At 62.8% G+C, this 26,788-nt stretch carries 21 protein-coding genes; 15 read left to right on the forward strand and 6 right to left on the reverse strand.

The features are described 5' to 3' along the window. Positions 1-15 precede the first annotated feature (15 nt). Positions 16-3,105, reverse strand: coding sequence for an efflux RND transporter permease subunit (locus LOM8899_RS02240; RefSeq protein ID WP_093990522.1), 3,090 nt, complete (start codon positions 3,103-3,105; stop codon positions 16-18). Beyond that, a complete protein-coding gene (locus tag LOM8899_RS02245) occupies positions 3,102-4,250 on the reverse strand; it encodes an efflux RND transporter periplasmic adaptor subunit (RefSeq protein WP_093990523.1) in 1,149 nt (382 codons plus the stop codon). The genes LOM8899_RS02240 and LOM8899_RS02245 overlap by 4 nt, the downstream gene beginning before the upstream one ends. Before the next feature lie 718 nt (positions 4,251-4,968). Here LOM8899_RS02245 and LOM8899_RS02250 point away from each other — a divergent pair. The 5 genes from LOM8899_RS02250 (at position 4,969) to LOM8899_RS02270 (ending at position 10,577) form a co-directional block, all read left to right on the forward strand. Continuing rightward, a complete protein-coding gene (locus LOM8899_RS02250) occupies positions 4,969-5,445 on the forward strand; it encodes a hypothetical protein (protein ID WP_093990524.1) in 477 nt (158 codons plus the stop codon). Positions 5,446-5,458: 13 nt separating this feature from the next. Next, the gene (locus tag LOM8899_RS02255) at positions 5,459-6,721 is read left to right on the forward strand and encodes an imelysin family protein (protein ID WP_093990525.1); all 1,263 of its coding nucleotides are present in this window, start codon (positions 5,459-5,461) and stop codon (positions 6,719-6,721) included. Between the two features lie 223 nt (positions 6,722-6,944). Beyond that, positions 6,945-8,495: a di-heme oxidoreductase family protein gene (locus tag LOM8899_RS02260; RefSeq protein WP_093990526.1), complete on the forward strand. Its 1,551-nt coding sequence runs from the start codon at positions 6,945-6,947 to the stop codon at positions 8,493-8,495. Then, positions 8,492-9,499, forward strand: a complete 1,008-nt coding sequence (locus LOM8899_RS02265; protein WP_093990527.1) for an imelysin family protein — start codon at positions 8,492-8,494, stop codon at positions 9,497-9,499. The genes LOM8899_RS02260 and LOM8899_RS02265 overlap by 4 nt, the downstream gene beginning before the upstream one ends. A gap of 1 nt (position 9,500) precedes the next feature. Then, the gene (locus LOM8899_RS02270; protein ID WP_093990528.1) at positions 9,501-10,577 is read left to right on the forward strand and encodes a DUF1513 domain-containing protein; all 1,077 of its coding nucleotides are present in this window, start codon (positions 9,501-9,503) and stop codon (positions 10,575-10,577) included. 82 nt (positions 10,578-10,659) lie between these two features. Here the strand turns inward: LOM8899_RS02270 and LOM8899_RS02275 are convergent, their stop codons facing one another. Next, positions 10,660-11,361, reverse strand: a complete 702-nt coding sequence (locus LOM8899_RS02275) for an endonuclease/exonuclease/phosphatase family protein (RefSeq protein ID WP_093990529.1) — start codon at positions 11,359-11,361, stop codon at positions 10,660-10,662. Between the two features lie 40 nt (positions 11,362-11,401). On the opposite strand from LOM8899_RS02275, the gene LOM8899_RS02280 reads away from it, so the two are divergent. Beyond that, complete coding sequence (locus tag LOM8899_RS02280) at positions 11,402-12,046, forward strand: DUF2238 domain-containing protein (RefSeq protein ID WP_093990530.1); 645 nt, start codon at positions 11,402-11,404, stop codon at positions 12,044-12,046. 212 nt (positions 12,047-12,258) lie between these two features. Here LOM8899_RS02280 and LOM8899_RS02285 read toward each other — a convergent pair whose 3' ends face one another. After that, complete coding sequence (locus tag LOM8899_RS02285; protein ID WP_168770448.1) at positions 12,259-13,119, reverse strand: alpha/beta hydrolase; 861 nt, start codon at positions 13,117-13,119, stop codon at positions 12,259-12,261. A 575-nt stretch (positions 13,120-13,694) separates the two neighbouring features. On the opposite strand from LOM8899_RS02285, the gene LOM8899_RS02290 reads away from it, so the two are divergent. The 4 genes from LOM8899_RS02290 to LOM8899_RS02305 all read left to right on the forward strand — a co-directional run bounded on the left by LOM8899_RS02290 (position 13,695) and on the right by LOM8899_RS02305 (position 17,216). Then, complete coding sequence (locus LOM8899_RS02290) at positions 13,695-14,099, forward strand: TetR/AcrR family transcriptional regulator (RefSeq protein WP_168770449.1); 405 nt, start codon at positions 13,695-13,697, stop codon at positions 14,097-14,099. A gap of 231 nt (positions 14,100-14,330) precedes the next feature. Further along, entirely contained in the window at positions 14,331-15,470 is a 1,140-nt protein-coding gene (locus LOM8899_RS02295) for a Gfo/Idh/MocA family protein (protein WP_093990533.1), read from the forward strand. A 15-nt stretch (positions 15,471-15,485) separates the two neighbouring features. Further along, positions 15,486-16,712 carry a D-mannonate dehydratase ManD gene (gene manD, locus LOM8899_RS02300; protein WP_093990534.1) on the forward strand — a complete coding sequence of 409 codons (1,227 nt, stop codon included), beginning with the start codon at positions 15,486-15,488 and terminating at the stop codon, positions 16,710-16,712. 99 nt (positions 16,713-16,811) lie between these two features. Further along, entirely contained in the window at positions 16,812-17,216 is a 405-nt protein-coding gene (locus tag LOM8899_RS02305; protein ID WP_245820408.1) for a GNAT family N-acetyltransferase, read from the forward strand. A 168-nt stretch (positions 17,217-17,384) separates the two neighbouring features. Here LOM8899_RS02305 and LOM8899_RS02310 read toward each other — a convergent pair whose 3' ends face one another. Next, on the reverse strand, positions 17,385-18,749 hold the full coding sequence (locus LOM8899_RS02310) for an MATE family efflux transporter (RefSeq protein ID WP_093990535.1): 1,365 nt from the start codon (positions 18,747-18,749) through the stop codon (positions 17,385-17,387). Positions 18,750-18,838: 89 nt separating this feature from the next. Further along, positions 18,839-19,531 carry a GntR family transcriptional regulator gene (locus LOM8899_RS02315; protein WP_093990536.1) on the reverse strand — a complete coding sequence of 231 codons (693 nt, stop codon included), beginning with the start codon at positions 19,529-19,531 and terminating at the stop codon, positions 18,839-18,841. 247 nt (positions 19,532-19,778) lie between these two features. Between LOM8899_RS02315 and LOM8899_RS02320 the strand changes: the two genes are divergently transcribed. From LOM8899_RS02320 to LOM8899_RS02340, 5 genes are all read left to right on the forward strand, one after another. Further along, positions 19,779-20,882, forward strand: coding sequence for an ABC transporter ATP-binding protein (locus tag LOM8899_RS02320; protein WP_093990537.1), 1,104 nt, complete (start codon positions 19,779-19,781; stop codon positions 20,880-20,882). Continuing rightward, the gene (locus LOM8899_RS02325; RefSeq protein WP_093990538.1) at positions 20,879-21,874 is read left to right on the forward strand and encodes an ABC transporter permease; all 996 of its coding nucleotides are present in this window, start codon (positions 20,879-20,881) and stop codon (positions 21,872-21,874) included. Before LOM8899_RS02320 ends, LOM8899_RS02325 begins: the two co-directional genes overlap by 4 nt. Positions 21,875-21,887: 13 nt before the next feature. Beyond that, complete coding sequence (locus tag LOM8899_RS02330) at positions 21,888-22,769, forward strand: carbohydrate ABC transporter permease (protein ID WP_093990539.1); 882 nt, start codon at positions 21,888-21,890, stop codon at positions 22,767-22,769. A 29-nt stretch (positions 22,770-22,798) separates the two neighbouring features. Further along, positions 22,799-24,364, forward strand: a complete 1,566-nt coding sequence (locus LOM8899_RS02335; RefSeq protein WP_245820409.1) for an extracellular solute-binding protein — start codon at positions 22,799-22,801, stop codon at positions 24,362-24,364. Between the two features lie 74 nt (positions 24,365-24,438). Then, positions 24,439-26,760, forward strand: coding sequence for a heparinase II/III domain-containing protein (locus LOM8899_RS02340; protein WP_093990541.1), 2,322 nt, complete (start codon positions 24,439-24,441; stop codon positions 26,758-26,760). The last annotated feature ends 28 nt before the right edge of the window (positions 26,761-26,788 follow it).

Consider the following 26,788-nt stretch of genomic DNA (forward strand, 5'->3'; position numbering starts at 1 on the left):
GCGCCCCGCCGACACTCAGGCCCCGATATCCGCCGCGGCCTCCGCACGAAGCCTGCGGGTGGCGGCACCGGGAGCCGCGCCCCAGACCGCGATCCAGCGATAGAAGATCGGCGTCAGGAACAGGGTGAAGACTGTCGCGAACCCCAGTCCCCCGACGATCACCCAGCCGACGGCGATGCGCGCCTCTGCGCCGGCGCCGGACGTCAGGATCAAGGGCAGGCCGCCAAAAACAGTGGACACCATCGTCATCATAACCGGACGGATGCGGAGCCGAAGCGCGTTGCGGATCGCGCTGTCGATATCTTCGCCGGCCTCACGCAGCTGGTTTGCGAATTCCACGATCAGGATGCCGTTTTTGGCCATTACCCCGATCAGCATGACGAGGCCGATCTGACTGTAGTAGTTCAGGGATCCGCCGGTCATCGAAATCGCCAGCAATGCGGCGGCAAGGCCGAACGGCACGGTCAGCATGATGACGACCGCGCTGGCAAAGCTTTCGAACTGGGCGGCGAGCACCAGAAGCACCACGATCAGCGCCACGCCAAAGACGGCATACATCCCGGCGGCCGTGTCATCGAGCGTTGCCGCCTCGCCCGTAAAGGTGATGGCCATGCCGTCGGGCAAGACATCGTCCGCAATTGTCAGCAATTGATCCATCGCGGTCGACAGATCGCCCCCTTCGCCGAGATTGGCCTGCAGCGGCACGGCCAATGATCCGCCCAGACGAATGATCTGCGCGTCGCTGACCACCGTCTCCAGCGAGGCGACGGCAGACAGCGGGACATAGGCGCCGCTGTCGAGACGTATGGACATCGATTCGATGTCGGAGGGATCATCGATCGGCGGGCCACCGGGAACGACGTTCACGCCGACCTCGGTATCGTCGGAAAAGACGGTGACCGCGACGTCGCCCTGCACCAATGCACGGACGAGGCGGGTGACGTCCGACCCGTTTAGCCCCATCTCGCGTGCCGCGGTGTCATCGACGGACACTTCCAACTGCGCATCCACGCTGTTGTTGGACAGCTGCGGGTTCAGGAATGCGCCATCCTGCGACATGGCTGCGGCGAGGCGCTCGGCGGCCGCCGTCATGTCCTCTAGATTGGTGCCCGTGACCGCAAAGCCGAGCCCGCCACCCGCGCCGCGGATATTGAGACTGTTGGTGGAACGGGCGCTGACCTGCACACCGGGCACCGCGGACAACCGGCCGCTGATCTGCGCAACAAGCTCTTGTTGGGAATAGTCGCGGTCGGCCCAATCCGGCAGGCGAACGACGATCGACGCGCTGGTGCCTCCGCCGATGCCGATAATGCTTTGCACCGCCTCGATCTCTCCGGAGTCGAGATAGGGCGCGAGGATATCCTCGATCAACAGCACCTGCGAGTCCAGATAGTCGACGGTCGTGTCCGACGCCCCCCGCGCCTGCACCAGAAAGAACCCCCGGTCTTCCTGTGGGGTCACAGTGGAGGGCAGCGTCGTCGCCGCCCCCGCGGCAATGATGGCAAAGCCCAGAGCGACGGACAGCACGAGCACCGGCGTCCGAATGGCCATATCCATGATCCGGTCAAACGCCTGCGAGAGCGCACCCGGCTTTACGTTTCTGTCGGCATCGGGCGTTCTTGCCGGGTCCAGCAGGGCCGCCAGAACCGGTGCCAGCGTCAGGGCCGTGACGGACGACAGCGTGACCGCAAAGGCGAGCACGAAGCCGAATTCCGAAAACACGCCCCCGGCCTGACCGGGCAGGAAGGAAATCGGAATAAACACGGCCGCAAGCGTCGCCGTCGTCGAGATGACCGCGAAGAACACCTCGTTGGTTCCGGCGGCGGCGGCGGCATAGACGCCCATGCCCGCCTTGCGTTTGCGCACGATGTTTTCGATGACGACGATGGCGTCGTCCACGACCATCCCCGTCGCCAGAACCAGCGCCAGTAGGCTGATCGTGTTGACGGAGAACCCGGTCAGCCAGATCGCGGCCAATGTGCCGATCAGAGCCACGGGGATCGTGACCGCGGGGATGAGCGTCGCACGCGGCGAGCGCAGGAACAGGAAGATCACGCCAATGACGATGGCGGTCGCCAGAAGCATGGATTTGACGACCTCTCGGATCGACCCTTCGATGAAGGTCCCGTCGTCCGAAGTAACCAACAACTGCACGCCGTCGGGCAACTGGTCACGCAGCTCCTCGACGGCCAACCCCACATCGCGCGAGATCTCGAGCGTGTTGCCGACGGATTGCCGCGTGATATCGAGGCTGACCGCCGTCTCGCCATTCACTCGTGTAAGGACGCTGGCGTCTTGGGGAACCAGTTGAACAAAGGCGACATCGGCAACCTGCGTCGTGTCGTCGATCAGCAACTGGTTGATCGTCTCGACCGTCACCTCCTCGTTGCCGACGCGCAGAGACAGGGTTTGAGATTGCGTCGTGAGCGACCCAAGAGCGGTATCGTCGCGCAGCCGCGTCAGGGCCGTCGAGACGTCAAAGATGGTCAGGCCGCGGCTCAACAGCGAAGGCAGGTTCACCGCGACCCGGAATTCGTTGGCCCGGTTGCCGCGCACGGTCACTTCGGCGATTCCGTCGATCAGGGACAGGCGCTCGTAAACCATCCCCTCTGCGATCTGGGTCAGCTCGTCGAAACTGGCGTCGCCCAAAAGGGCGAGCCGGATGATCGCGTCGGCGTTGCTGTCGCTCTTGCTGACGCTCGGATCGTCGATGTCGTCGGGCAGCGCCCGCAGGGTTGACGACACGATCTCGCGTGCCTCGTTGGCGGCCACGTCCACGTCGGTCCCGTCCGTCAGGTCGATGGTGATGCGGCTGGTTCCGGTGCTGGAGCTCGATTCGATGTAGGACATGCCGTCCAGCGCGCTCAGGGCATCCTCCAGAACCTGAGTCACTTCCGTGTCCACCGTGCTGGCCACGGCCCCGTCATAGGTGGTCCGCACGGACAGGACGGGTTGATCCACATCGGGCATTTCGCGAATGTCGACGCTGCCCAGCGCCGCCAGCCCGGCAATGACGATGAGCAGGTTCAGAACGATCCCGAGGATCGGCCGCCCGACGAAAAGGTCCGCGAACCCGGCCTTGTGTGCTCTCGTCTCGAAGCTCATACGCCCTGCCCCCCGGCGGATCGCGCGGCCACGACCTGCGCCCCGTCGCGCAGCTTCGATGCTCCTTCGGTCACGATTTGCGCGCCGATGGGGGCGTCGGTCTCGAGCCAGACCAGATCGCCGTCGCGATAGCGAATGGTGACCGGAACGCGGGTGCTGCTGCCGTCTTCCGCGACCCATATGCCCGCGCCTGTGCGGTCCCACGTGATTGCGGTGGCTGGCACCACCGGCAACGGCGGCGTCTCGTCGATCATCCGGATCGCAAAGGTCATCCCAGCCAGCAGAACACCCTCGGAATTGTCGATTTCCGCCTGCACGGTCACGCTGCGCGACAGGCTGTCGAGGCGGCTGTCAAAGGCCGTCACGACGCCTTCGAAAACCCGCCCGGTATAGGTCGGCGTGGTGACAAGCACCGGTTTGCCCTCGGCCAGCAGACCGATCGCGCGTTCTGGCACCTCGAAAGTGGCCAACAGCGTCGCCGCATCGTCCAGCGTGACGATCGGATCGCCGTTCGACAACCGGTCTCCGATGCTCACGTCGCTCAGACCGAGGCGGCCCGAGATCGGTGCCACGACCGTGCGGTTTTCCAGCGCGAGCTCGGCCAGACCCACATTCGCCTCTGCCAGCCGCAGCGCCACTTCGGCCTCGGACAGGGCCACGTCCGTGACAACGGCATTGCCGTTCTGGTGAAGCCCTTCGTAGCGGGACACCGTCGCCTGCGCCTGATCGCGGTTTGCCTGCGAGATCTCCAGCGCGAGCTGTTCGCTGCGATCGTCGAGCCGGAGAAGAACCTCGCCCTGCTCGACCAGCGCATTGGCCCGCAGCGCGGTTTCGACGACTTCGCCCGCTTCGGTCGCGACGACCTCGGCACGGCGCAGGGCCACCGCACTGCCGACCGTGCGCAATTCGAGCGTGTAAGGGCGTTCCTCGAGCGGTGCCAGAACGACGGTCGTCGCCCGCCCCTGCCCTCGCGGCCCACCGTTGGGCTGCCGGGCCTCTGGAGTGCCCGTTGCTGCGGCGTCCTCGGCAACGGCACCGCCCCAAAGCTGCGCAACCTGCTCGGGCACGCCAAATGCGACCCCGTAGGCACCCGCCAACACGCCCGCAGAGAGGACGAGAACGCTCAAAGACTTCAGGGCCTTCATTGCGCCTGCCTCCCCTTGCTCGACATCATCCTTTGGGCGTGAGGAGCGAGAACCATTGCGTCGGTGACGCGCGTTCTCGCTGCCGTCCAAGCCTGGTTCCCGCGCCTCGAAGCGTCGCGTTCTCTTGATAAATCGATCATGCTGGAAATCTGCCTGTTGCGTCTCTTACGGCTTCTACGGATCGGCGGCGAGGTTCCGTCGCGGACAACCAGAAAGTTTTGCGCGAGGCATCGAGGGGGTGACAACACCTTGTTCCGAAGGGGAAGTTCCCGCCCACCGGGCCCATGGGAAATCGATCGACAGTTGGCCGTGCGCTCAATCGGGTGCGTCAGCTATACCGATAGCGCAGCGGAAACGGTCAAGGCGAGATGACACGCCGACCCGACACTTTGAGGCTCGTTCACGCGCGTTCAGTAACGCCGTATCGCGCACCGCCATTCGCCTGAACAATTCTGACTAAATTTATCAGGTTGACATACCCGACAAGTTCACTCAGGATTATCGCCAGCAGGCCGCCGCACTCAACAGCGTCGACCGGCGGTGTAAACAGTCGAGGGTTTCTTCCAATGCAGCCGATTCCGAACGCGCCGTTTCGCCGCCTCGCGGCACACAGTTGCCGCCGCCAGCACAGTTTCCCCCGCGAAAGCGTTCCGGCGAGGGCCGGAACTGCACCCGGCACTCCGTCTCTGGCGCCGACCAGCAGAGAGGGCCTGCCCGCATGAGCCGCTCTCCCCATATCCGGGGCGGCGCCCCTGTCGGCTTTCTCACCGAACTGGACGGGATCGAGGCCGCCTCCGTGATCTACCTCCGGCTCTGGTCGGATGGGCCGGATGCACAGGCCCAGGTCTGCCAAGACCTCGCCACCAGCCTCGGCGCGGAACGGGGCAGACGTGCGGTGCAGTCCTTCGAGACGCTTTGCGCCATGTTTGCCACGCACGGCCGGCGCCCGCTGATGCGTCACTCGGTGAAATGCAAATGCCTCGGGGCCGACGAATCGTGTTTTGCCAACTTCATCGCGACCGCCGCGACCGGCGAACGCGAGGATGCGATGCTGATCGCGACATTGCTCGTGCGGCCGGATGTGGCCCCGCTGATCGCGTCGCTCGCCGCCGATTTCGGCCATGCGCTGATGCGGATGAGTCCCGCCGCCCCGCGAGACCTATCGCCATCACAAAACCCGCAAACACTCCACTGACAGGACAGACCACATGACCAGACCCACGCTTACTGCAACGGCCATCGCATTGGCGCTCGCCACGCCCGCCTTTGCCGTCGAGCCCGCCGAGGTCCTCGAAACCTACGCCGACATCGCCGCCGCCAACTACGAGGACAGCCTGATTACGGCGCAGCGGTTGCAGGCCGCGGTCGATGCATTGGTTTCAGAGCCGTCCGCAGAGGCGCTTTCCGCCGCCCGCGCCGCATGGCTGGCCGCCCGCGTGCCCTATCAGCAGACCGAAGTCTTTCGCTTTGGCAATGCCATCGTCGACGACTGGGAGGGCAAGGTGAACGCCTGGCCGCTGGACGAGGGGCTGATCGACTATGTCGACGCCTCCTATGGCGGGCCGTCGGATGAAAACGCCTTCGCCACGCTCAACGTGATCGCGACTCCGATCCTGACGTTGTCGGGCCAAGAGATCGACGCAACCGAGATCACTCCGGCCCTGCTGCAAGACACCCTGCACGAAGCCGACGGCGTCGAGGCCAACGTCGCCACCGGCTACCATGCCATCGAGTTCCTGCTCTGGGGGCAAGACCTGAACCGGCACGCGGCCGGTGCCGGAAACCGGCCATGGACCGACTACGCCGCCGGTGAAGACTGCACCAACGGCAACTGTGATCGCCGCGCCGCCTATCTGACGGCGGCCACCGAACTGCTGGTCTCGGATCTCGAAGACATGACCGCGGCCTGGGCCGATGGCGGCGCGGCGCGGTCCGACCTCATGGCCGATCAGAGCGCCGGGATCTCGGCCATTCTGACCGGCATGGGATCGCTGTCCTACGGTGAAACCGCCGGCGAGCGGATGCGCCTCGGCGTCATGCTCAACGATCCCGAGGAAGAGCATTCCTGCTTTGCCGACAACACCCATAACGATCACTTCTACAACAGCGTCGGCATTCAGAACGTTTATCGGGGCGAATACATCCGGGTCGATGGCAGCGTCGTGACCGGACCGTCCCTGTCCGACCTCGTGGCCGAGACCGACGCGGCGCTCGACGCCGAAATGCAAGGCAAGCTCAGCGATGCGGTCATGGCGTTGGGTCGGATCAAGATCGCCGCCGAAGCCGGGTTTGCCTATGATCAGATGCTGGAGCGCGGCAATGCCGCCGGCGAAGCACTCATCATGGGCGGCGTGAACGGGTTGATCGACCAGACCCGCTCGATCGAGCGAGTGATCGCGGCGCTGGGCGTCGAAGGGGTCGGGATCGAAGGGTCTGACAGCCTCGACGATCCGAACGCCGTGTTTCAATAAACTCACCGGGCTGGCCGGGCTGATCGCATGATTTTCAGCCCCGGTCAGCCCAAGTGGAAACATGCACCAGAGCCGCCCGCAAGGCGAGACGTCCCTACTCCCGCCTTGCGCATAGACCTGCCGGCTGAGACCATCACCTCGGCATGGCACAGACCTGCCGCCGCAGCGCCCCTACGGCCAAGCGCGATGAGGACCCATGCGCAGTTTGACACGATCCAGATGGATGACGCCGAGCCACCTGCTGCTGGCGACGTTGGCCGCGGGCTCCGTGGCCTTGGCCGATACGCCCGCACGACCCGCCTATGTCGGCTTGGGTGATCCGCACCTGAATGTCGTTCCGCGCACCGAGGCCGAGGCAGCCCGGATCGCCGCGGCCACGGCGCGCGCCACTGATTTCACATCCGCCCAAGCCTACGAAGAGCGGCCTGCGGGCGCGGCAACCGTGCGCGTGCTGCCCGACGCGAATGCGTTTTCCCAGCCATCCGGCAACATCAGCTTCGAGGACGAGCTGGAGTTCAAGCTGGGCAACGGGTTGTTCCGCAAGCTCTGGGTGTCTTCACCCTCCTCCACACTGGCTTCCGACGGATTGGGTCCGTTGTTCAACGCGCGATCCTGCCAGCGGTGCCACATCAAGGACGGGCGCGGGCATCCGCCGGAAAACGCAGACGACAACGCCGTGTCGATGTTTCTGCGGGTGTCGATCATGGATCCCGAGGGCGGGGCGGAAAGTGCTGCCGTCGCGGAAATCGCCGACTACATCGCCACCCTGCCCGATCCGACCTACGGGTCGCAATTGCAGGACTTTGCCGTGCCGGGCCATGCCTCGGAATACAGGCTCGCGGTGCGCTATGACGAGGAAATCGTGCGCCTTGCAGATGGCACCGAGGTCGCCTTGCGGCATCCGACCTACGAGGCCGCCAATCTGGGATATGGCCCGCTCCACGAGGGGGCCATGCTGTCACCGAGGGTCGCCCCGCAAATGATCGGGCTGGGCTTGCTGGAGGCGATACCGGCCGCCGATCTGCTCGCGAATGCCGACCCCGACGATCTCGACGGCAATGGTATCTCCGGCCGGCCCAACATCGTCTGGTCGGTGCAGTTCGACCAGCCCATGCTGGGGCGGTTCGGCCTCAAGGCCGGCAGCCCCACGATCATGGAACAATCGGCCAGCGCCTTCGCGGGCGACATCGGCATCTCTACCCCGCTGTTTCCGGCAGGTGCGGGGGAATGCACGGCCAACCAGACGCTCTGTCAGGCCGCCATCCACGGCGACAACGACGACCGTGGCACCGAGATCGACGCCGAAGGCATGGATCTGGTGACCTTCTACAGCCGCAACCTCGGCGTCCCTGCCCGCCGCGACGTGGATGATCCAGAGGTGCTGCGCGGCAAGGAAATCTTCCACTCCCTCGGCTGCACCTCCTGCCACACCCCCAGCTTTGTCACCCACCGGCTCGCGGATCAGCCCGAACAGAGCTTTCAGTTGATATGGCCTTACACCGATCTGTTGCTGCACGACATGGGGCCGGGCCTCGCCGACGATCGTCCGGAAGGCCGTGCGACGGGACGGGAATGGCGGACGCCGCCACTGTGGGGCATCGGTCTGACCCGGCAGGTCAGCGGTCATACCTATTTCCTGCATGACGGCCGGGCACGGTCGCTGATCGAGGCGATCCTTTGGCATGGGGGCGAGGCTCAGGCCGCGCGGGACTCCGTGGTCAACCTGCCAGCCGAGGATCGCGCCGCACTTGTGAGATTTCTGGAGAGCCTATGAAACGATACCTTCTCGCCGCGACGCTGGTCTGCGCGCCGGTCCAGGCAGCGGCGGACCCGTCGATCCCCGACATCATCGACGATCACATCCTGCCCCGGTTCGAGGCGCTGGCCACCACCACCGACACCCTGTCACATGTGGCCCAAGAGACATGTCTTCCCGCCTCAGAGGATCTGCGTCGCGCCTACGGGATCGCGTTCGATGCGTGGATTTCGGCCAGCCATCTGCGGTTCGGCCCGACCGAGGTCGATGATCGCGCCTTTGCGCTGGCCTTCTGGCCCGACAGCCGTGGTGCCACACCGCAGGCGCTGGCCAAGCTGATCGCGGATCAGGACCCCATCGCCTTCGATCCAGACAGCTACGCCGATGTCTCGATCGCGGCACGCGGGTTCTACGCGCTCGAATTCCTGATCTACGACGATGCGCTGTTGCAGCAGGGCGACGCGCAATACCATTGCACGCTGGTTCAGACGGTCGCCGCGGATATCGCCGCAACCGCTGCCGCCATCCATCGCGATTGGGTTGAGGAACATGCCGATGTTCTGCTGACCCCCGGCGCGGAGGCGCTCTACCGCAATGATGAGGAGGTTCTCAGAGAGCTGCTCAAGGCGCTGACAGCCGGGCTGCAATTCACGCAGGACAGCCGCCTCGGCCGTCCACTGGGCACGTTTGAGCGGCCCCGGCCGACGCGGGCCGAGGCGCGCAGATCGGGGCGTTCGGCACGGCATGTCACGCTGAGCCTCGAGGCCCTGCACGATCTGGCCGGGCATCTGGCCGCAGGCGACGCCGCGCTGACCGCGACGCTCGACCAGCAGTTCGCCGACGCGCTGGCGAGGCTCGCCGAACTGGATGTTCCCGTGTTTGCCGGTGTCTCCGACCCACAAACCCGCTTCAGGATCGAGGTCCTCAGTCAGGCCGTCGGCACCATTCGCACGACGGTCCTGACTGGGCTGGGCCAGGCACTGGGCGTTTCGGCCGGCTTCAACGCGCTCGACGGTGATTGAGATGGCAACGAGCCGCCGCCAGTTCATCGCGGGGTTGCTGGCCACCGGGCTGGCCCCCAAGCCGACATGGGCCGATGCGGGATCGCCGTCGTTCCTGTCCGCGGGCGCCCTCCGCGACGGCACATTCGTGCTCTGTGGGATCGACGCCGCTCTGAACCCCACCTTCCGGCTTCGGCTGCCGGCCCGCGGGCACGCCGCCGCAGCGCATCCGTCAAGACCCGAAGCCGTCGCCTTCGCCCGCCGCCCCGGGGCCTTTGCCGTCGTGATCGACTGCGTGTCGGGCGAGCAGGCCGCCATGCTGACAGCTCCGGCTGGCCGGCACTTCTATGGTCACGGCGCGTTCTCCTCCGATGGGCAGCTGCTCTACACCACGGAAAACGACTACGAGGCGGGCCGGGGCCGGATCGGCGTCTGGGACGCGACGGCAGGCTATGTCCGCATCGACGAATGGGACGGCGGAGGCATCGGTCCGCATGATATCAAACGCCTGCCGGGGTCCGAAAGCCTTGTCGTGGCCAACGGCGGTATCGAGACCCACCCGGAGTCAGGGCGCACGAAGCTGAACATCGCCACGATGACGCCAAACCTCGCCTATCTGCGGGACGGCGCGATCATCGAGACGGTCGAATTGCCACGAGACATGCACAAGAACTCGATCCGGCATCTCGCGATCTGCTCGGATCAACGGGTGGCCTTCGGGATGCAATGGCAGGGAGACGGGCGCGCGCCGTCACTCGTCGGGCATCACCGGCTGGGGGAACAGGTCACGCTCATGCCACCGGACAGCGACGCGGGACGGGACATGCAAGGATATGTCGGAAGCATCGCTGTTTCGGCCGACGGGCGGACCATCGCCGCCACCTCGCCCCGCGGCAACGTCGTGCAGACCTATGACGTCGAAGCGGCAGAACAGATCGGATCGCTGACCATCGAGGATGTGTGTGGCGTCGTGCAAGTGCCGGGCGGCTTTGCCGTCACCAGCGGAACCGGCGAGTTGCGCTACCTTGGAGACACGCTGCCCACTGGTCCCGGCCGCCGCAATGATCTGGCTTGGGACAACCACCTGATCCAGATCTGAGCCGCCCGGAGAGCGATGTCCCCGCGGGAGCAGCGCAGGTTAACAGCGCCGGCCCCGAAGGCATCTGCCTGCAGTCCATCCTCTATCCGGCGTCGATGGCGCGAATCTCTGCAAGGATGGGCAAGTGATCCGAAGGGTGACGCCCCTTGGCCTTGCTCGGCGGGTCGATCACTCGGACATGCAGACGGTCGCAATGCGCGATGCGGTCCAGCGCCCCCATCGGCAATGTCGAAGGGAAGGTCCGCCCCGGTGTCAGGATCGTATATCGACGGGCCAGTCGTCCGAGGCCCACCTTGCGCGACCATTCGTTGAAATCGCCAAGGATGACAGTCGGGCGCTCGGGCAACGCGTCGAGCTCCTCGCGAATATGATCCAGCTGCGCACGGCGCGAGTGGCGCAACAGGCCAAGGTGCACGCCGACAACGCGCAGATCAGGCAGATCCACCGCGACGGCGCCGCGCGGCTCCAGCCCAGGCAGGGCAAAGCGATAGATCTTGTCAGCCGAAAGGTCGGGCCGCGCCAAGAGGGCAATGCCGTGCCAACCGAGGCTGACATCGTTCTCGGCCACGGGCAGCGGGCGCAGCCCGGTGTGGCTTTCGATCAAAGGCAACGGCAGGGCCGTGGGGCGCGACCCCATGCGGAAATCCGCCTCCTGCAGCGCGACGACATCGGCCTTGAACGCGGCAATCGCCGCCATGACGCGCAGCGGATCACGGCGCAGATCCGTGCCCAATCCGGCGCGGATGTTGTAGCTAGCCAGCCGTAGGGGTGCGAAATCGGACATATGTCCTATATTGGGGCCAACGCAGCAGAACGGAACCCCCATGCTCTCCAAGGCCAGCCCAATCGTCGTCCTGATCGTCCAGATCATCCTGCTGGCCGAGGCCGTGACGGGGCTCTGGACGCAGGCTTGGTCTGCCGTCTTCGTGGCCCTTGCCACGCTCGGGCTGACGTTCTTGCCAAACCGCTTTGCCCGCTTTCTCGGGATCGAACTGCCCAGAACGATCTTGACCGCGATGGTCGTCTTCATCTTCGCGACGCTGTTCCTCGGTGAGGTTGCGGATTTTTACGAACGATTCTGGTGGTGGGATGTGGCGCTGCACTTCTCTTCGGCGCTGAGCTTCGGCGCGATGGGCTTCCTGCTCATCTTCATGTTGTTCGAAGGTGACCGCTATGCCGCACCGGCCTGGGCACTGGCGGCGCTCGCCTTTTGCGTCGGGCTGTCGATCGGCACGCTCTGGGAGATATTCGAATTCACCATGGATCAGGTATTCGGCATGAACATGCAGAAATCCGGGCTGATCGATACGATGAAGGATCTCATCATCGACACCGCCGGCGCCGCCATCGGCGCCTTTTCCGGATACCTCTATCTCAAGGGCCGCCAATTCGGCGGGTTGGGCGCCGTCTTGGAGCAATTCGTGCAGGCCAACCGGCGCTTCTACGGCAAGCTCCGCAAGAAGAAGTAAGGGCGAGCCACCGCGGCTGGAAGCGCAACGGGTCGCCAGGACCCTGCCCGCCACGCCCTTACCACCGGGCTCCGCCCCGCGTCTGCCCAAATGCCGCAGTGAGCGCGGCGGACCTCCCGCATCGTATCACTCCCTGCCCCGAGGTGGACCGGCCCCTCCCCGCGCATGAGCAATGTAGAAGGCGACGACCGCAAGCCGTTCCGGATCTGCGGCTACGGTTGCACGGGGTCGCGAGAAAGGCATGTGCCGATGGCTTTCCCAAAGACGTCACCGATCAATCCAGACATGGTTCTGCCGGGCTCAGCGGCCGGGGCGAACACCTCGACCCCGTGGTATCCTCCGGCCACGGAGTGGAACTCCGCCGCGACGCCGGCATCGGCAAGCCGCGAGAAATAGTCGACGTTCTCGGCGTGAAAGAGATCGCAGTCCCCTGCGATACCGAAAGCGGGCGGCAAATCCGTCAGGTCGCCTGCGCAGGACGGTGCGGCATAAGGCGTCGCGGGCTCCCCATCCAGATACAAGCGCCACGCGAGACGGTTCTTCCCGGCGCTCCAGGACAGGTTCGCCGGGTCGATATCCGTGGTGAACGTGCGATGATCGAGCATCGCGCCGACCGTAAACATCGCCCCGATCGACCCCGTTCCGCGATCCCGCGACAGAAGGCATAGAGCTGCCGCCAAGCCGCCTCCGGCGCTCAGCCCCATGACCATTGCCGGATGATCGGTCGCCCCGAGAGCCGCGGCATCTGTCTTCAGCCAGAGCAGAACGTCATGGCAATCATCAAGGGCCGCCGGGTAAGGCTCTTCCAAGGACCGTCGATAATGCGGCGCGACGATGATCGATGGCCGTGCCGCCATGAGCCGGGCAAACAGACGGTAATCCTGCCTCGGGGCACCGATGGCGTAACCGCCGCCATGCAGATGCAATACGACTGGCAAGGGGCCGGCGGCGTTTTCTGGCCGGAACACCTCGACCTTGATCGAGCTTCCGTCCTGACGAGGGACCCGCTTGATGTCCCGGCGAACGCCGCGCGGCAAGACCCAACCCGTCGCGTAGGCCATCGCGTGCATCATCCGCAAACCTGCAACGCTATCGGGAAGTGCCCGAACAAGGCGAAACGCGGCGGTGTTTGTCGAGGGGTGAGCTCGGGCGCACATCTAGTCGAGCACTCTTTCCAGCCCGGGGAACGCACGGCCGAGAGAAGCCGTCGGGCTCATACGCCCCCGCCAATTGCCGGGCGCTCCTTCGCAGAAATCGGACTCGGGCGGATCGACGGAGCACCTTTTTGCGGGGCCCGGTCCCGCGTGGAACTGGATCTCAGAATTGGCTTTCAGAATCATGCGCGGCCTATCGAATAGCAGGTGGTTGGGCGGCCCCGTATTGGGCCAAACATTCGGGAAACAAGGTCGAGAAGCGGGTCTGACATGTGGGCAGTCGATCAACCAGAGGTCTGTTCCATATCCGGCCTGCATCTCTCCTGCGCTCCGTCGTGTTCCGAGCCATTGGGGAACGATGACCCCTTGTTCATATAAGTGTGCAATCCATCGCGACCGCCAAGAGCAAAACGTATCCTTGCCGCCAAAACTCCATGTCGAAACGGGGCCAATCGACGCGCGAGAAGCGAAAAACCGGACCCCGCGACGAGATAGTGAATGCGGCCAAAGTAGTCTTTGGTGCCTCGGGTATCGACGCTGCAAGCGTCGAGGAAATCGCCCGTCGCGCATCTGAAACGCGCAAGGCAGTCTACAATCAATTCGCCCCCAAGGAAGACGTCGCCGACCAAATGCTTGCCAGAATGGAAGCCTCGGTCGAGCCCCTCTATCGCGACCGGATCCCGTCTGACGAAAACACCGACTTCCTGTCGACGGCCCTGTTGGGCAACTATGCTCAGGCCATGATCACGGTGATCTCGGACTTTCCTTACGACCCCAAGCAGATCAGGAGGATCGTTCGCGTGCTGATCGAGTGCATCGGCCGCACCCATTCCAATTCGTCGCCCGGTCGGTCCGAGACGGCCAGAGGCATGACGCCGTCGGTCATAGCCCCGGACTGACATGCGCTTTTGAGGCCGGAATTGACACAAACGCAGCCGCTGAAAGTGCGGGAGCCTGCACTTCCCAGTATCGCTGGCCCAGGGCGGAAACGCCCCCATCATTCCCTTTGCGCTCGGAAAACATCTCGAACGCCAATTCCCGATATATCGCGACAGAAACACCCCCAACGGCTATTGCCGACCGCTCGAGTTTCATCTAGTATACTAGTCTCCCAAATGGAGACTTGAGACATGGCGGACAGACTAAAGGTGCTGGTCTTCGGGACCGGATTTGCAGGCCAAGGCCATGTCGACGCATTCCGTGCCGCAGGTGCAGATATCGTCGGCATCGTGGGGAGGACGGGCGGTGTCGTCTCTGACGTGGCGCGAAAGATGGCGATTCCATATGCGGGAACGGATTGGGACGCGGCGCTGGCCGCTTGCCAGCCTGATATCGTCTCGATCGCGACCCCGGGCGGAACGCACTACGCCCCGATCAAGCAGGCGATTGCGCGAGGCTGCCACGTGTTCTGCGAAAAGCCGATGACGGCGAGCGGCGACACCTCGGCAGAGCTCTATGAACTCGCCCGCAAGCGAGGGGTCAAGACGGCCTACGCGGCGAGCTTTCGCTATACGCCGAGCGTCTTGCACGCCAAGCGGCTGGTCGCCGAGGGCGCCATTGGTGAGCCGACCGAGGTCGAATGCATCTCGCACTTCAACCTCGAGCGGGGGATACCCTTTGGTTGGTCGCACAGCAAAAAGGACGGCGGCGGCCGTCTGAACAACAACTTCACCCACAACCTGTCGATTGTGACCTCGGTGGTGGGCGAGACCGTTCTGTCTATTCTCGGCGAAGTGCGCGACGACCTGAAAAGGGCTCCGATCGTCCAAGGGGTCCACAACTTCGCGACGCGCCGGGACTACATCCCCGAAGACCTGAACGACCCGTCACTCGAATGGGGCGAAAGCGATGTGGAGTGGTCCTATACCGTCATGGCCCGTCTGCGGAGTTCATTCGCCGCGGAACCGGTCTCGGTGCTGTTCAAACATGGCGGGCTCGTGCCGCGGTTCCACGACGACCACATCGTGTTTTACGGCACCAAGGGGGCCATCTACCTCAAAGGGCATTATGGCAGCGGGCCGTTGTCATACTGGGGCGAGAGCAAGTCATGGGCCGAGCTTCCGCTGCCGCCCGACATCCAAGCGTCCCGGCCCGATGTCACCGGCGAGACAGAGCAATGCTGGCACACCCTCGCGGAGATATTCGTCCGAGACATTCGCGGCGAAGAGGTCGCGCCCTACCCGACCTTTCGCGAAGGCAGCCGGTATCAGCACATCATCGATCTGATCCGCACCAACGATGCCTGGACCGACGTGCAACATCTGGCCTGAACAAAGGATGACCAAATGAAGATCATCGACGCGAAAGTATTCATCGGCGGCCCCGCCAAGAACTACGTGACCCTCAAGATCATGACCGATCAAGGCGTCTACGGCCTCGGCGACGCGACACTGAACAACCGTGAAACCCTGCCGGCGGCCTACCTGCAGGACTACCTCATTCCGAACCTGATCGGCCTGGACCCAAGACGAAGCGAGGACATCTGGCAATTCTTCTATCGCGGAGCCTATTTCCGGCGCGGCCCCATCGCCATGGCGGCGTTCGGCGCGATCGACATGGCGCTATGGGACATCAAGGGCAAGCTCGCGAACATGCCGGTTTACGAGCTGTTCGGCGGTCTGAGCCGCGATGGCGCGATGGTCTACGCCCATGCCACCGGCAGCGATCTCGAAGACCTGATGGATTCGATCTCACACTACGTCGAGCAGGGCTATAAGGCGGTCCGCGTGCAGTGCGGCATTCCCGGCATGCCGACGGCGAGCTACGCCGTCCCCGAGCACAAGGGCGAGGGCAAGCACTACATCACCGACTTCGCCGGCATCCGCCCCAAGGTGGAGGTCTGGGACACCGATAAATACCTGCGCTACATGCCCGACGCCTTGGCCGAAATCCGCGACCGCTTTGGCCCGGACCTGAAGATCCTCCACGACGTTCATCATCGCCTGCTGCCGCGAGAGGCGGCGGAGTTCGCCAAGGCCGTCGAGCCTGCCAGGCTGTTCTGGCTGGAAGATCCGACCCCGGCCGAGGATCAGAACGCCCTGCGCATGATCAGACAGCATTCCACGACGCCAATCGCCATCGGTGAGGTCTTCAATTCGGTCTGGGACTGCAATCGTCTGATCGAGGACGAGTTGATCGACTTCATCCGCATCGCGGTGACATACGGCGGCGGGATCACACCAGTGAAACGGATCGTCGATCTTGCAGGTCTGCACAATGTGCGCACCGGTTTTCACGGAGCGCCCAGCCACTCGCCGATATCCATGGCCGCTCAATCGCACCTGAACGCATGGGCGCCCAACTTTGGCATTCAGGAGTATCTTGTGCTCGGCACGCCCGAATGTGACGCGCTTTTTCCGTCGGATCATCGGATGGACAACGGTATGATCCATGTCAGCGACGCCCCCGGCTTGGGAGTGGACTTCGACGAAACCGAAGCGAAACGCTATAGCTACAAACCCGGCAGTCATCCGGTTGTGCGGCTGCAAGACGGGACGATGTGGAACTACTAGGCGGCGAAAGCCGGGCATCCGGCGGCTGTGAAAGGGAGAACGGTCATCTCGAGCACGCAAATCGCAGTGAGGCAGGCGCAGCGTTCAGACTCCGACGAGGTGGCAGCGCTTGCGCGCGTGTCGCGGGCCCATTTCCTTCCCTACCTGCCCAAGCTGCATTCGCTCGAAGACGACAAGAAGTTCTATCGAAACAGGGTCTTCTCCGAATGCGACGTCTGGGTTGCGGAAGACGGGTCGACGATTGTCGGCTTCTGCGCGTTTCAGGTCGGATGGGTCGATCATCTCTACCTGTTGCCGTCGCACGTCGGCCGATCAATTGGATTGTCGCTGCTCGACAAGGCAAAGGAGCGCCACGACATGCTGCAATTGTGGGTCTTTCAGCGCAATGTCCGTGCCGTGAATTTCTATGAACGCAACGGCTTTGAGAGGGTCAAAGAGACCGACGGGTCCGGCAACGAGGAGAAGTGCCCCGATGCCCTGTATGAATGGCGTCGGCAGGTCTGACGTGGGTGGCGGTCCCAACACCCGGGTAAAATATTGGGCGCGGTTCGTCCCGCAAGCCAAGTGCTCGATCCGACGACCGCACCGGACGCCGTTGGCGGTGGTCGACGGCGTCCGACAAGGGCCCAGCGCAAATCGTGCCTGCTCGCCGAGTGCGCCACAAAAAGCAGCCTAAACCGCAATATCGGCGCGCTTCCAATCGCCGCGAAACAGGCGCCGGTGAAAGGCCGGGAACTTGATCAGCTCCTCTATCAGGGTGATCGACAAGACCCAAAAGGCGCTCAGGTCCAGATACACCACGGCCAGAACGGTCGCCGGCACGCGAAACAACCACTGGGACCAGATGAAGATATACATCACGTGGAGCGTGTCTCCGCTGGCACGCAAGGTGTTGCCGCAAATCGCGTTCGACCCTTTGGGGAACGGCAATAGCAGCAGTATCGGCACAAAGCCGATCAGCATTGAGCGGGTCTCGACGTTGAGGTCCGCGTATAGCAGATTTGCCGACAGGCAGACTGCGGCAAGAAAGATCGCAACGGCAGCAGCCGCGACAAAGGCTCCCCGCCATGCCCTGCCGAGAAACTGATCCAGCACCGCCTCGGGATGTTTCTTCCCCAAGAGCTGTGCGACGATGATGCCAGTCGCCTGCGCCCACTGCATCCCGATGGTTCCGGTGACCATGATCCAAGGGGCAATGATCGTCATCGCGGCAAACTCGTTCAAACTGAGCCGCGCATAGATCAACGTGCAAATCTGGGTGGCAAAGGTCGCGCTGAAGAACGTCGCGGCGATGGGCAAGGAGAACGCAAGGTGGCGTCTCAGGCTGCGCCCAAAGCTGGACTGGCGCCAGCCCACGACGCGCCGCAAATGCCCATCTACCCTGACCCAACTATAGACGAGGAACCCAACCTGCACGCAGATCGCAATGGCACTGCCCATCGCCGCCCCTTTTACGCCGAAGGCCGGAAAGCCGAAGTATCCGTAGATCAGCACGATGCTCGTCGCGACGTTGACCGGAACGGACAGGCAAAAGCTGTAGAGCGGCAGCTTCGTGCGTCCGCAGCCGTTGAAGTAGCTCGAAAGGCATTGGCCGACGGCTTCGCCGAGGATGACCAGCGAAAAGATCGCGAGATAGTCGACCGAGAGCGACGCGACGTCAGCGTTCGGTGCCATCGCGTCGATCACCGGCCGCCCCAGCACGAGAATGAGCGCAAGCCCAACGGCACCCACGGCGAGGTTGACCGTCATGCCTGCTGCAAGCGCCGATTTCAGAAAGACCGCATCACCGGTGCCAAAGGCTTGCGCCGTTCGGATCTGCATCGCGTTGGAAAAGGCGAGAATCGCTCCCAAGACGAACCCCGCGATGGCGGCAGCCAGCCCCATCGCGGCCAGCGAGGTTTCCCCGAGCGCCGACACCAGATAGGCGTCGATCACCACGGTGCCGTGCAGCATGATCGCCTTTAGCGTCATGGGCCAGGCCAGACCGAATACGTCCCAGACGGTTGGGCCGGAGGGAACGTCGCTATTGTGACTCATCGGTGCGATCTTCTTTGTCCGTTATGGCCGCAGCCCGACGACCCCGCATCCTGCGGTTGCCAGACAGCTTCGGTCGGAATTCACGGTGTTCAGCCGTCGAGCTTCTCGAAATAATTGGCGTTGGTGGCCGAAATCCATTCGATGGTCTCGTCGAGCCTCGACAAATGCAGCACGCCGGCATCGACGGCTCTGGTCTCATCATGGGATGTCACTGCGTCGGCGATCTTGCGATGGTCCTCCACAAGTTCCGGCATCCGGTCGACCTTGGAGAGGCCCAACATGCACAAGCGGTCGACCTTCGATTTCTCGGCCATGATGACTTCGAATGCGAATTCGGCCTGCGCGATGGCGCAAAGTGTTTGGTGAAATGCGTAGTCGAGTGCGCCGAACCCCTCGACGTCTCGCGCAGCGAGGGCCTTTTCCTGGTCAGCGAGTGCTGCGTCGAGACTGGCAGCCCCTTCTGCATCGCAGAGTCGCGCCGCCCGGCAAAGAACCTCCTTCTCGACGGACAGCCGCACGAAACGCGATTTCACGATCTCTCTGGTCGAGAAGCGTTTCACTTCGGTGGCGCGTTGCGGCCGGATCACGAGCAGATCGAGATTGGCCAGCCGACTGAAGGCATCGCGGACGGGCTGGCGTGACACACCGAACTGCGCCGCGATATCCGATTCCGAAATCCTGTCACCGGGGCGCAAGCCAAGTGTCAGGATCTCTTCGTGAAGATAATCGAAGATCTCTTCGACGCTCGTGCGTCTATCGCGTGTCTGGTTCACCTGCACCATTACAAAACTCCAAATAGCATTGCTTCTCTTGCCGATACGGGAAGCCGGCCCGGGCGTCACGGCGCGGCGCGGCGCGCGAAGTAGTTCCGATGCCGCTCGATTGAGAAGCTCCTCTCGTCTTTACGCTACTATAACTTTTAATACTAGTATACCAGATCTTTTACTAGTATACCAGTTTGCGAGGAGCGGCGAATCGGCCGTCAGGATCAATTCGCAGAATTCGAGCTGCACTTAAGGGGAGGCCAGCATGGCAGGTGTCAGTCTACAGGGAATCGTGAAGACCTACGGCGGGCTTCAAGTGGTCCATGGCATCGATCTGGAAGTGCAGGAAAAGGAATTCGTGGTTCTTGTCGGCCCGTCCGGCTGCGGCAAATCCACGACGCTTCGCATGATCGCCGGGCTGGAGGAAATCACCGACGGCGACCTGACCATCGACGATCGTCACGTCAATCGCGTCGCCCCCAAGGACCGCGACGTTGCCATGGTCTTTCAGAACTACGCGCTCTACCCGCATCTGAACGTCGCCGACAACATCGCGTTCGGCCTACGCATCCGCAAGGAAAGCAAGGAAGCGATCGCTTCGTCAGTGCAGGAAGTGGGCGATATCCTCGGGCTGACTCCCTATCTCGAGCGGCGTCCGGCGGATCTGTCGGGCGGGCAGCGCCAGCGCGTCGCCATGGGCCGCGCGATCGTGCGCCGCCCCAAGGTCTTTCTCTTCGACGAGCCGCTGTCCAACCTCGACGCCAAATTGCGCACCCAGATGCGCGCCGAGATCAAGCGGCTGCACAAGCGCCTCGGCGTGACGTCGATCTACGTCACCCACGATCAGATCGAGGCGATGACGCTGGCCGACCGGATCGTCGTGATGCACGACGGCAGGATCGAACAGATCGGCACGCCGATGGATTTGTTCCTGAACCCGGTCAACACCTTCGTGGCCGAGTTCCTTGGCGCGCCGCCGATGAACATGATCAAGGCGACCATCGCGTCCGGTGGCTCCAGCCCCGTCGCAGAGTTCGACGGCAACAAGGTGCCATTGGCGCCGATCCCTTCGTTGCAGAACGCCGTCGGGCGAGACGTCATCCTCGGCGTCAGGCCCGAATTCGTGACGGTGGCCGATCACACCGTGCCCGACCGCGTCGCCGTCGACGTCGATCTGATCGAGACGCTCGGGTCCGAAGCCCTGGTCCACGCAAGCCTTCAGGGCGCACCCTTCGTGATCCGGACAGAGACCGTCGGACAAATGCGCCTGCTGGACAACATCTCCGGCTTCACCATCGAGCCGCATCTGATCCGCGTCTTCGATGCACAGACAGGCATGGCCCTGCCCGGACAGGTGATGGTGCAATGAGCAACGATCCGAATTTCACCGGGCCCAGCACCGAAGAACTGGTCTTTGATGCCAGCGAAGCCCGGCGCCGCCGCAAGCCCAGCCGCATGGTCAGGCTCGGCGATCACATGAAGCGGGAATGGCAGCTCTATCTGATGCTGCTGCCCACAATTCTGTGGCTCGTCATCTTTCTCTACAAGCCTATGTATGGGCTGCAGATCGCGTTCAAGGACTACTCGATCTTTCGCGGGATCTCGGCCAGTCCCTGGGTCGGTTTCGAGCACTTCCACACGCTGTTCAACAACGACCAGTTTCTCAGAGCCCTCCGCAACACCATCATCATGAGCTTCTATGGTCTGATGTTCGGCTTTCCGGTGCCGATCATGTTGGCGCTGATGTTCAACGAAGTGCTCAATCAGACCTTCAAAAAGTCGGTCCAGACCATCGTCTATCTGCCGCACTTCATCTCGTCGGTGATCATCGCAGGCATTGTCATCACGGCATTCTCGCCGTCCGCGGGCATCGTGAATACGATCATCGGCTGGTTCGGTGTCGAACCGATCTACTTCCTCACGAAACCCGAATGGTTCCGCCCGATCTTCGTCGGAACGGGGATCTGGCAGGAGGCCGGCTTTCAATCCATCGTCTACCTCGCCGCCATCGCGGGCGTCTCGCCCACACTCTACGAATCCGCCGTGGTGGACGGGGCGAGCCGCTGGCAGATGATCTGGAAGATCACGGTGCCGTCGATCCTGCCGACGATCATCATTATGTTGATCATCCGCATCGGCAACATCCTCGAGATCTCCTTCGAGATGATCATCCTGCTCTATCAGCCGGCGACCTACGAAACGGCGGATGTGGTCAACACCTTCATCTACCGGCAGGGCCTTCAGGGCGGACAATACGACTTTGCCGCCGCCGCCGGCCTGTTCAACGCCGTGGTCGCCTTCACCCTGGTGATGACCGCAAACACCATCTCAAAGCGCTATTCGCGCACATCGCTTTGGTAGGGGACCAGACGCCATGACAAACATGAACCTCTACTCGCGCGGCGATAAGCTCTTCGTCATCCTCAACATGGTTCTGATCGGCCTGTTCGCACTCTCGGCGCTGTATCCGTTCATCTACATCACGTCGCTGTCGATGAGCACCGGCTTCGAGGCCCGCGCCGGCAACGTCATCCTGACGCCGATCGGGTTCACGCTGGAGGCCTACAAGCAGGTGCTGAGCGAGCCGCAATTCTGGACGAGCTACAAGAACACCTTCATCTATACCATCGGCGGCACCTTGATGAGCCTCGTGCTGATCATTCCGGGCGCCTATGCCCTGTCGAGGCCACAGCTCTACGGGCGCAGATTCTGGAACCTCGCCGTCGCTTTCACGATGTGGTTTCACGCCGGTCTGATCCCGTTCTTTCTGAATATGCGCGATCTCGGACTGCTCGACAGCTACTTCGGCATCATCATCGGATTTGCGGTCAACGGCTTCAACATCATCCTGTTGCGGAACTTCTTCGAAGGGATCCCGCAATCGTTCGAGGAAGCCGCGCGGATGGACGGGGCCAACGAATTCCAGGTGCTCTGGAAGGTCTACATGCCGCTGTCCAAACCGGCCATCGCGACGGTCGCGCTGTTCTGCATCGTGTCACGTTGGAACGGGTTCTTCTGGGCGATGGTCCTCTTGCAAGACGAGGACAAGATCCCGCTGCAGGTCTATCTGCGCCACGTCATCACCGAACTGACGGATGACGAGGCCTTTGCCGCCACGCTGATCAACGCGCCCTACTCCGTCGAGACGGTCAGTGCGGCGATCATCGTCTGCTCGATCATCCCGATCCTGCTCGTCTACCCCTTTCTCCAAAAATACTTCAGCAAGGGCATCTTGCTGGGCGGAGTGAAGGAATAACTCGGAACTCGCATCCAAGGGAGGATTTCATGCGAAAACTACCACTCTCACTCGTCATGCTGGCCACAACGGCCATGACGGCCCCAGCCTTCGCGGACGGACACTTGCAGATTGTTGACGAACCGACCGAACTGACGATCCACATGCATTGGCCGCGCGCACAAGGCTATGGCGTCGGCGGCGATGCGAGCCAGATCTACCCGGTGGAACAGGCCGCTCGCGACATGACCGGTATCTCACTGATCGACGAGACCTTCGGCAAGAACACCACCGACAGCGCGGAAGCGATGAACCTGCTGATCGCCGCCGGTGACATGCCCGACATCGTCGGGGGTCACCTGATCCAGCAGCCGGTCAACGAATACGGCCCACAAGGTGCCTTCGTCCCGCTCAACGATCTTGTGGCCGAGCACGCTCCCAACATCCAGGCGTTCTGGGACAGCCACCCCGGTCTGCAAGAGGCGATCTCGGCCTATGACGGCAACTATTACTACATCCCCTATCTGCCCGACGGCGAATTCGGCCGCGCGTGGTATATCCGTCAGGATTGGCTGGATGCACTCGGCCTCGAACAGCCGCAAAACGTCGACGAACTCTACGAGGTGATGGTCGCGTTCCGGGATCAGGATCCCAACGGCAACGGCCTTGCCGACGAGGTCCCGTACTTTGCCCGCCAATGGGAAGAAGTGAACCGGCTGCTGACGCTCTGGGACGCCCGTTCCTCCGGCTCCGACACCTATCACGACTTTTACGTCAACGAGGCCGGTCAGGTCGTTCATCCCTATGCGCAAGACGCCTATATGGTCGGCCTGTCCAACATCGCCAAATGGTATGAGGAAGGCCTGATCGACGCCGAGATCTTTACGCGCGGCTCCTCCTCGCGTGACTATCTGCTGGGCGAGAACCTGGGCGGCATCACCCATGACTGGTTCGCCTCCACCTCGGGCTACAACGCAGCCCTAGCGGACAAGGTCGAAGGCTTCAACTTCGTGCCGTTCCTGCCGCCGGCCTCGGTCAGCGGCGTGCGGATGGAAGAGCACCGCCGCATTCCGATCAAGCCCGACGGATGGGCGATCAGCTATGCAGCCGCCGATCCGGTCACAGTCGTCAAATACTTCGACTTCTGGTTCACCGAAGAGGGCCGCCTTCTGTCCAACTTCGGCGTCGAGGGCCGGACATGGGACATGGTCGATGGCGAACCGGTCTACAAGCCGGAAGTGCTGAACAGCGATCAGGCGGTCAACAGCCAGATGTATCTGGAAGGCGCCCAGATCCAGCGCGGCTATTGGCAGGACTACCGCTATGAATGGCAGTGGACCGCAGAAGCCGCCCGCGAAGGCATCGAGCTCTATTCCGCCAATGATCTCCTTGTCGATCAGTTCCTCGGGGTGGCGTTCAACGAAGACGAGCAGGCCATCTATGACCGCTACTGGCCGTCGCTTCGGACATACATGCTCGAACGCAATCAGGCGTGGATCCTCGGATCCGGCGACGTCGAGGCCGACTGGGACGACTACATCGAGACGCTCAACGACATGGGCTACCAGGTAGTGCTCGACGTCATGAACTCGGCCTACGCCCGCCAGTACGGCTAACCCGTCACCAAAACCGCGTGGCCGGGCCAATCCGGCCACGCTCCCTCCCCCGTATCAGAACACAAGGCTCTGCAATGTCCGCCAAGACACTCTCCAAGCTCGACGAACCGAAAGCGGGCCGCCTGATGATCCAGTATGCGCCGGATGCCAAGACCGACGTGGTCGAGAATCCGCCCCGCTTCACGTGGCTGCCGGTCATCGCGGACGAGGCACAGTATGTGTTGCGGGTGTCCACCGACCCCGCCTACCCGGCGCAGGCAACAAAGACATTTGCCAGGCTGCCACTCAACTTCTTTACGCCGGACGTGACCTTCCCCGCGGGCGATTATCACTGGTCCTATGCGGTCTGCGATCCGAACACCGGCAAACCGGTGACCAATTGGAGCAGCTCGCGTGCGTTCACCATCGCCGGTGATCTGGCCGAAACGCCCCTGGCGTCGCGCGACAAGCGGTTCGCAAAGGCCACCACGGCGCATCCGCGCTTGTGGTTGCAGCCGGACCGGCTCGAGGCGTTTCGCCAGGATGTCTCCAAGGACGCCGGGCATTGTTCGTGGTCGAACTTCTACGAGAAATCGGTCCTGCCATGGATGACGCGCGACGTCATGTCCGAACCGGCCGGATACCCCGATCACAAGCGGGTCGCCCCGATTTGGCGGCAGACCTATATCGATCTGCAAGAGCATATGTATGCGGTGCGCCACCTCGCCATCGGCGGGCAGGTCACCAAGGACGGCGATATGCTGGGCCGCGCCAAGGCGTGGCTCCTGGAGGCCGCAAGCTGGGATCCGATGGGGGTCACCTCGCGAGCCTATACCGACGAATGGGCCTACCGGGTCACCAACACGCTCACATGGGGCTACGATTGGCTCTATGACCACCTGAGCGACACAGAGCGGGCCACGGTGCGTGCAGCCCTGCTGGAACGCACGCGCGATATCGCGGATCACGCGATGCACAATGCCAAGATCCACCTCTTTCCCTTTGACAGCCACGCCGTGCGCTCGGTCTCGCTGACGCTCGTGCCTGCCTGCATCGCCCTTTTGGGCGACGACGATGACGACGAAGCCCGCGACTGGCTGAACTACTGCATCGAGTTTCTGTTCACCGTCTATTCCCCCTGGGGCGACAGCGACGGCGGCTGGGCCGAAGGCACGAATTACTGGATGATGGGCATGGCCTATCTGATCGATGCGGCCAACCTGCTGAAGTCCTACGCCGGGCTCGATCTCTACAAGCGTCCGTTCTTTCAACACACCGCCGATTTCCCGCTGTTCTGCAAGGCGCCCAACACCCGCCGCGCGACCTTTGGCGACGACAGCACGATGGGCGAGCTGCCGGGGATCAAGACCGGCATGAACATGCGCCAGTTCGCCGGCGAGACGGGCAACGGCGCATATCAGTGGTATTTCGAAGAGCTGAACCGCCTCAATCCCGGCACCGAGATGGCATTCTACAACTGGGGTTGGTGGGATACGAATTTCGATGAGCTGGTGTATCTGACCTGCTGCCCCGCCATCGAGGCCACGCCACCGGCCAGCGGAATGCGCCATTTCAAGGGCATCGGCTGGGTCGGAATTCAGCATGAAATGGCTGACCCGGATCAGCACATGCAACTGGTCTTCAAGTCCTCGGCCTTCGGATCGATCAGTCACAGCCACGGAGATCAGAACGCCTTCTGCCTTGCTGCCTATGGCGAGGATATGGCGATCCAGTCCGGCTACTACGTCGCCTTCAACTCGACGATGCACCAGAAATGGCGGCGGCAGACCCGGTCCAAGAACGCGATCCTGATCAACGGGAAAGGCCAGTATGCCGAAAAGGACAAGGCCAGAGCGATGGCCGCCTCCGGCAAGATCCTCGCCGCAGAGCAACGCAAGGACCACTATTATCTGCGTGGCGACGCCACGGCGGCCTATCAGAGCCTGTCGCCCGAAGTGACCCTGGCCGAGCGCGAAATCTACTTTGTGCGGAACAGCTATTTCGTCATCGTCGACAGCGTCGATGCCGAAACGCCGGTCACGTTGGGATGGCTTCTGCATGCCAACGCCCCGTTCGAGCTTGGCCAGACGTCCTTTCGCAACATCGGCGAACGGGCGGGCTTCTATGGACAGGTGGTCTGGTCGGAGGCCGGAAAACCCACGATGTCGCAGCACACCGGATTTCCGGATGTCGACCCGTCGGAATACGAAGGGCTGCCCGTCAGCACCTGTCTGACGGCGCAATATCCTGCCTCGACCCGTCACCGGATTGCGACCTTGCTCGTGCCCTACCGGCTGAGCGATCCGAAGCGGATTTTCCACTTCCTCGACGATCAGGGCTACGACGCGGATTTGTATTTCACGGACGCCGACGAAAACAGCTTCCGTGTGGTGATGAAGAAGCTGGCCAAGACGTGACGAGACGAGACGAATGCTGCCACACGGG

This window comes from Flavimaricola marinus (assembly GCF_900184895.1).
In the GTDB taxonomy this organism is placed as follows: Bacteria; Pseudomonadota; Alphaproteobacteria; order Rhodobacterales; family Rhodobacteraceae; genus Flavimaricola; species Flavimaricola marinus.

Excerpts from the sequence above, each read along its gene's own strand:
- LOM8899_RS02240 (WP_093990522.1), bottom strand. The coding sequence starts at position 3,105 with ATGAGCTTCGAGACGAGAGCACACAAGGCCGGGTTCGCGGACCTTTTC.
- LOM8899_RS02315 (WP_093990536.1), bottom strand. The coding sequence starts at position 19,531 with ATGGTGCAGGTGAACCAGACACGCGATAGACGCACGAGCGTCGAAGAG.
- LOM8899_RS02295 (WP_093990533.1), top strand. The coding sequence starts at position 14,331 with ATGGCGGACAGACTAAAGGTGCTGGTCTTCGGGACCGGATTTGCAGGC.
- manD (WP_093990534.1), top strand. The coding sequence starts at position 15,486 with ATGAAGATCATCGACGCGAAAGTATTCATCGGCGGCCCCGCCAAGAAC.
- LOM8899_RS02340 (WP_093990541.1), top strand. The coding sequence starts at position 24,439 with ATGTCCGCCAAGACACTCTCCAAGCTCGACGAACCGAAAGCGGGCCGC.
- LOM8899_RS02270 (WP_093990528.1), top strand. The coding sequence starts at position 9,501 with ATGGCAACGAGCCGCCGCCAGTTCATCGCGGGGTTGCTGGCCACCGGG.
- LOM8899_RS02265 (WP_093990527.1), top strand. The coding sequence starts at position 8,492 with ATGAAACGATACCTTCTCGCCGCGACGCTGGTCTGCGCGCCGGTCCAG.
- LOM8899_RS02335 (WP_245820409.1), top strand. The coding sequence starts at position 22,799 with ATGCGAAAACTACCACTCTCACTCGTCATGCTGGCCACAACGGCCATG.
- LOM8899_RS02330 (WP_093990539.1), top strand. The coding sequence starts at position 21,888 with ATGACAAACATGAACCTCTACTCGCGCGGCGATAAGCTCTTCGTCATC.
- LOM8899_RS02310 (WP_093990535.1), bottom strand. The coding sequence starts at position 18,749 with ATGAGTCACAATAGCGACGTTCCCTCCGGCCCAACCGTCTGGGACGTA.
- LOM8899_RS02255 (WP_093990525.1), top strand. The coding sequence starts at position 5,459 with ATGACCAGACCCACGCTTACTGCAACGGCCATCGCATTGGCGCTCGCC.
- LOM8899_RS02245 (WP_093990523.1), bottom strand. The coding sequence starts at position 4,250 with ATGAAGGCCCTGAAGTCTTTGAGCGTTCTCGTCCTCTCTGCGGGCGTG.
- LOM8899_RS02320 (WP_093990537.1), top strand. The coding sequence starts at position 19,779 with ATGGCAGGTGTCAGTCTACAGGGAATCGTGAAGACCTACGGCGGGCTT.
- LOM8899_RS02250 (WP_093990524.1), top strand. The coding sequence starts at position 4,969 with ATGAGCCGCTCTCCCCATATCCGGGGCGGCGCCCCTGTCGGCTTTCTC.
- LOM8899_RS02275 (WP_093990529.1), bottom strand. The coding sequence starts at position 11,361 with ATGTCCGATTTCGCACCCCTACGGCTGGCTAGCTACAACATCCGCGCC.
- LOM8899_RS02260 (WP_093990526.1), top strand. The coding sequence starts at position 6,945 with ATGACGCCGAGCCACCTGCTGCTGGCGACGTTGGCCGCGGGCTCCGTG.
- LOM8899_RS02285 (WP_168770448.1), bottom strand. The coding sequence starts at position 13,119 with ATGATGCACGCGATGGCCTACGCGACGGGTTGGGTCTTGCCGCGCGGC.
- LOM8899_RS02280 (WP_093990530.1), top strand. The coding sequence starts at position 11,402 with ATGCTCTCCAAGGCCAGCCCAATCGTCGTCCTGATCGTCCAGATCATC.
- LOM8899_RS02325 (WP_093990538.1), top strand. The coding sequence starts at position 20,879 with ATGAGCAACGATCCGAATTTCACCGGGCCCAGCACCGAAGAACTGGTC.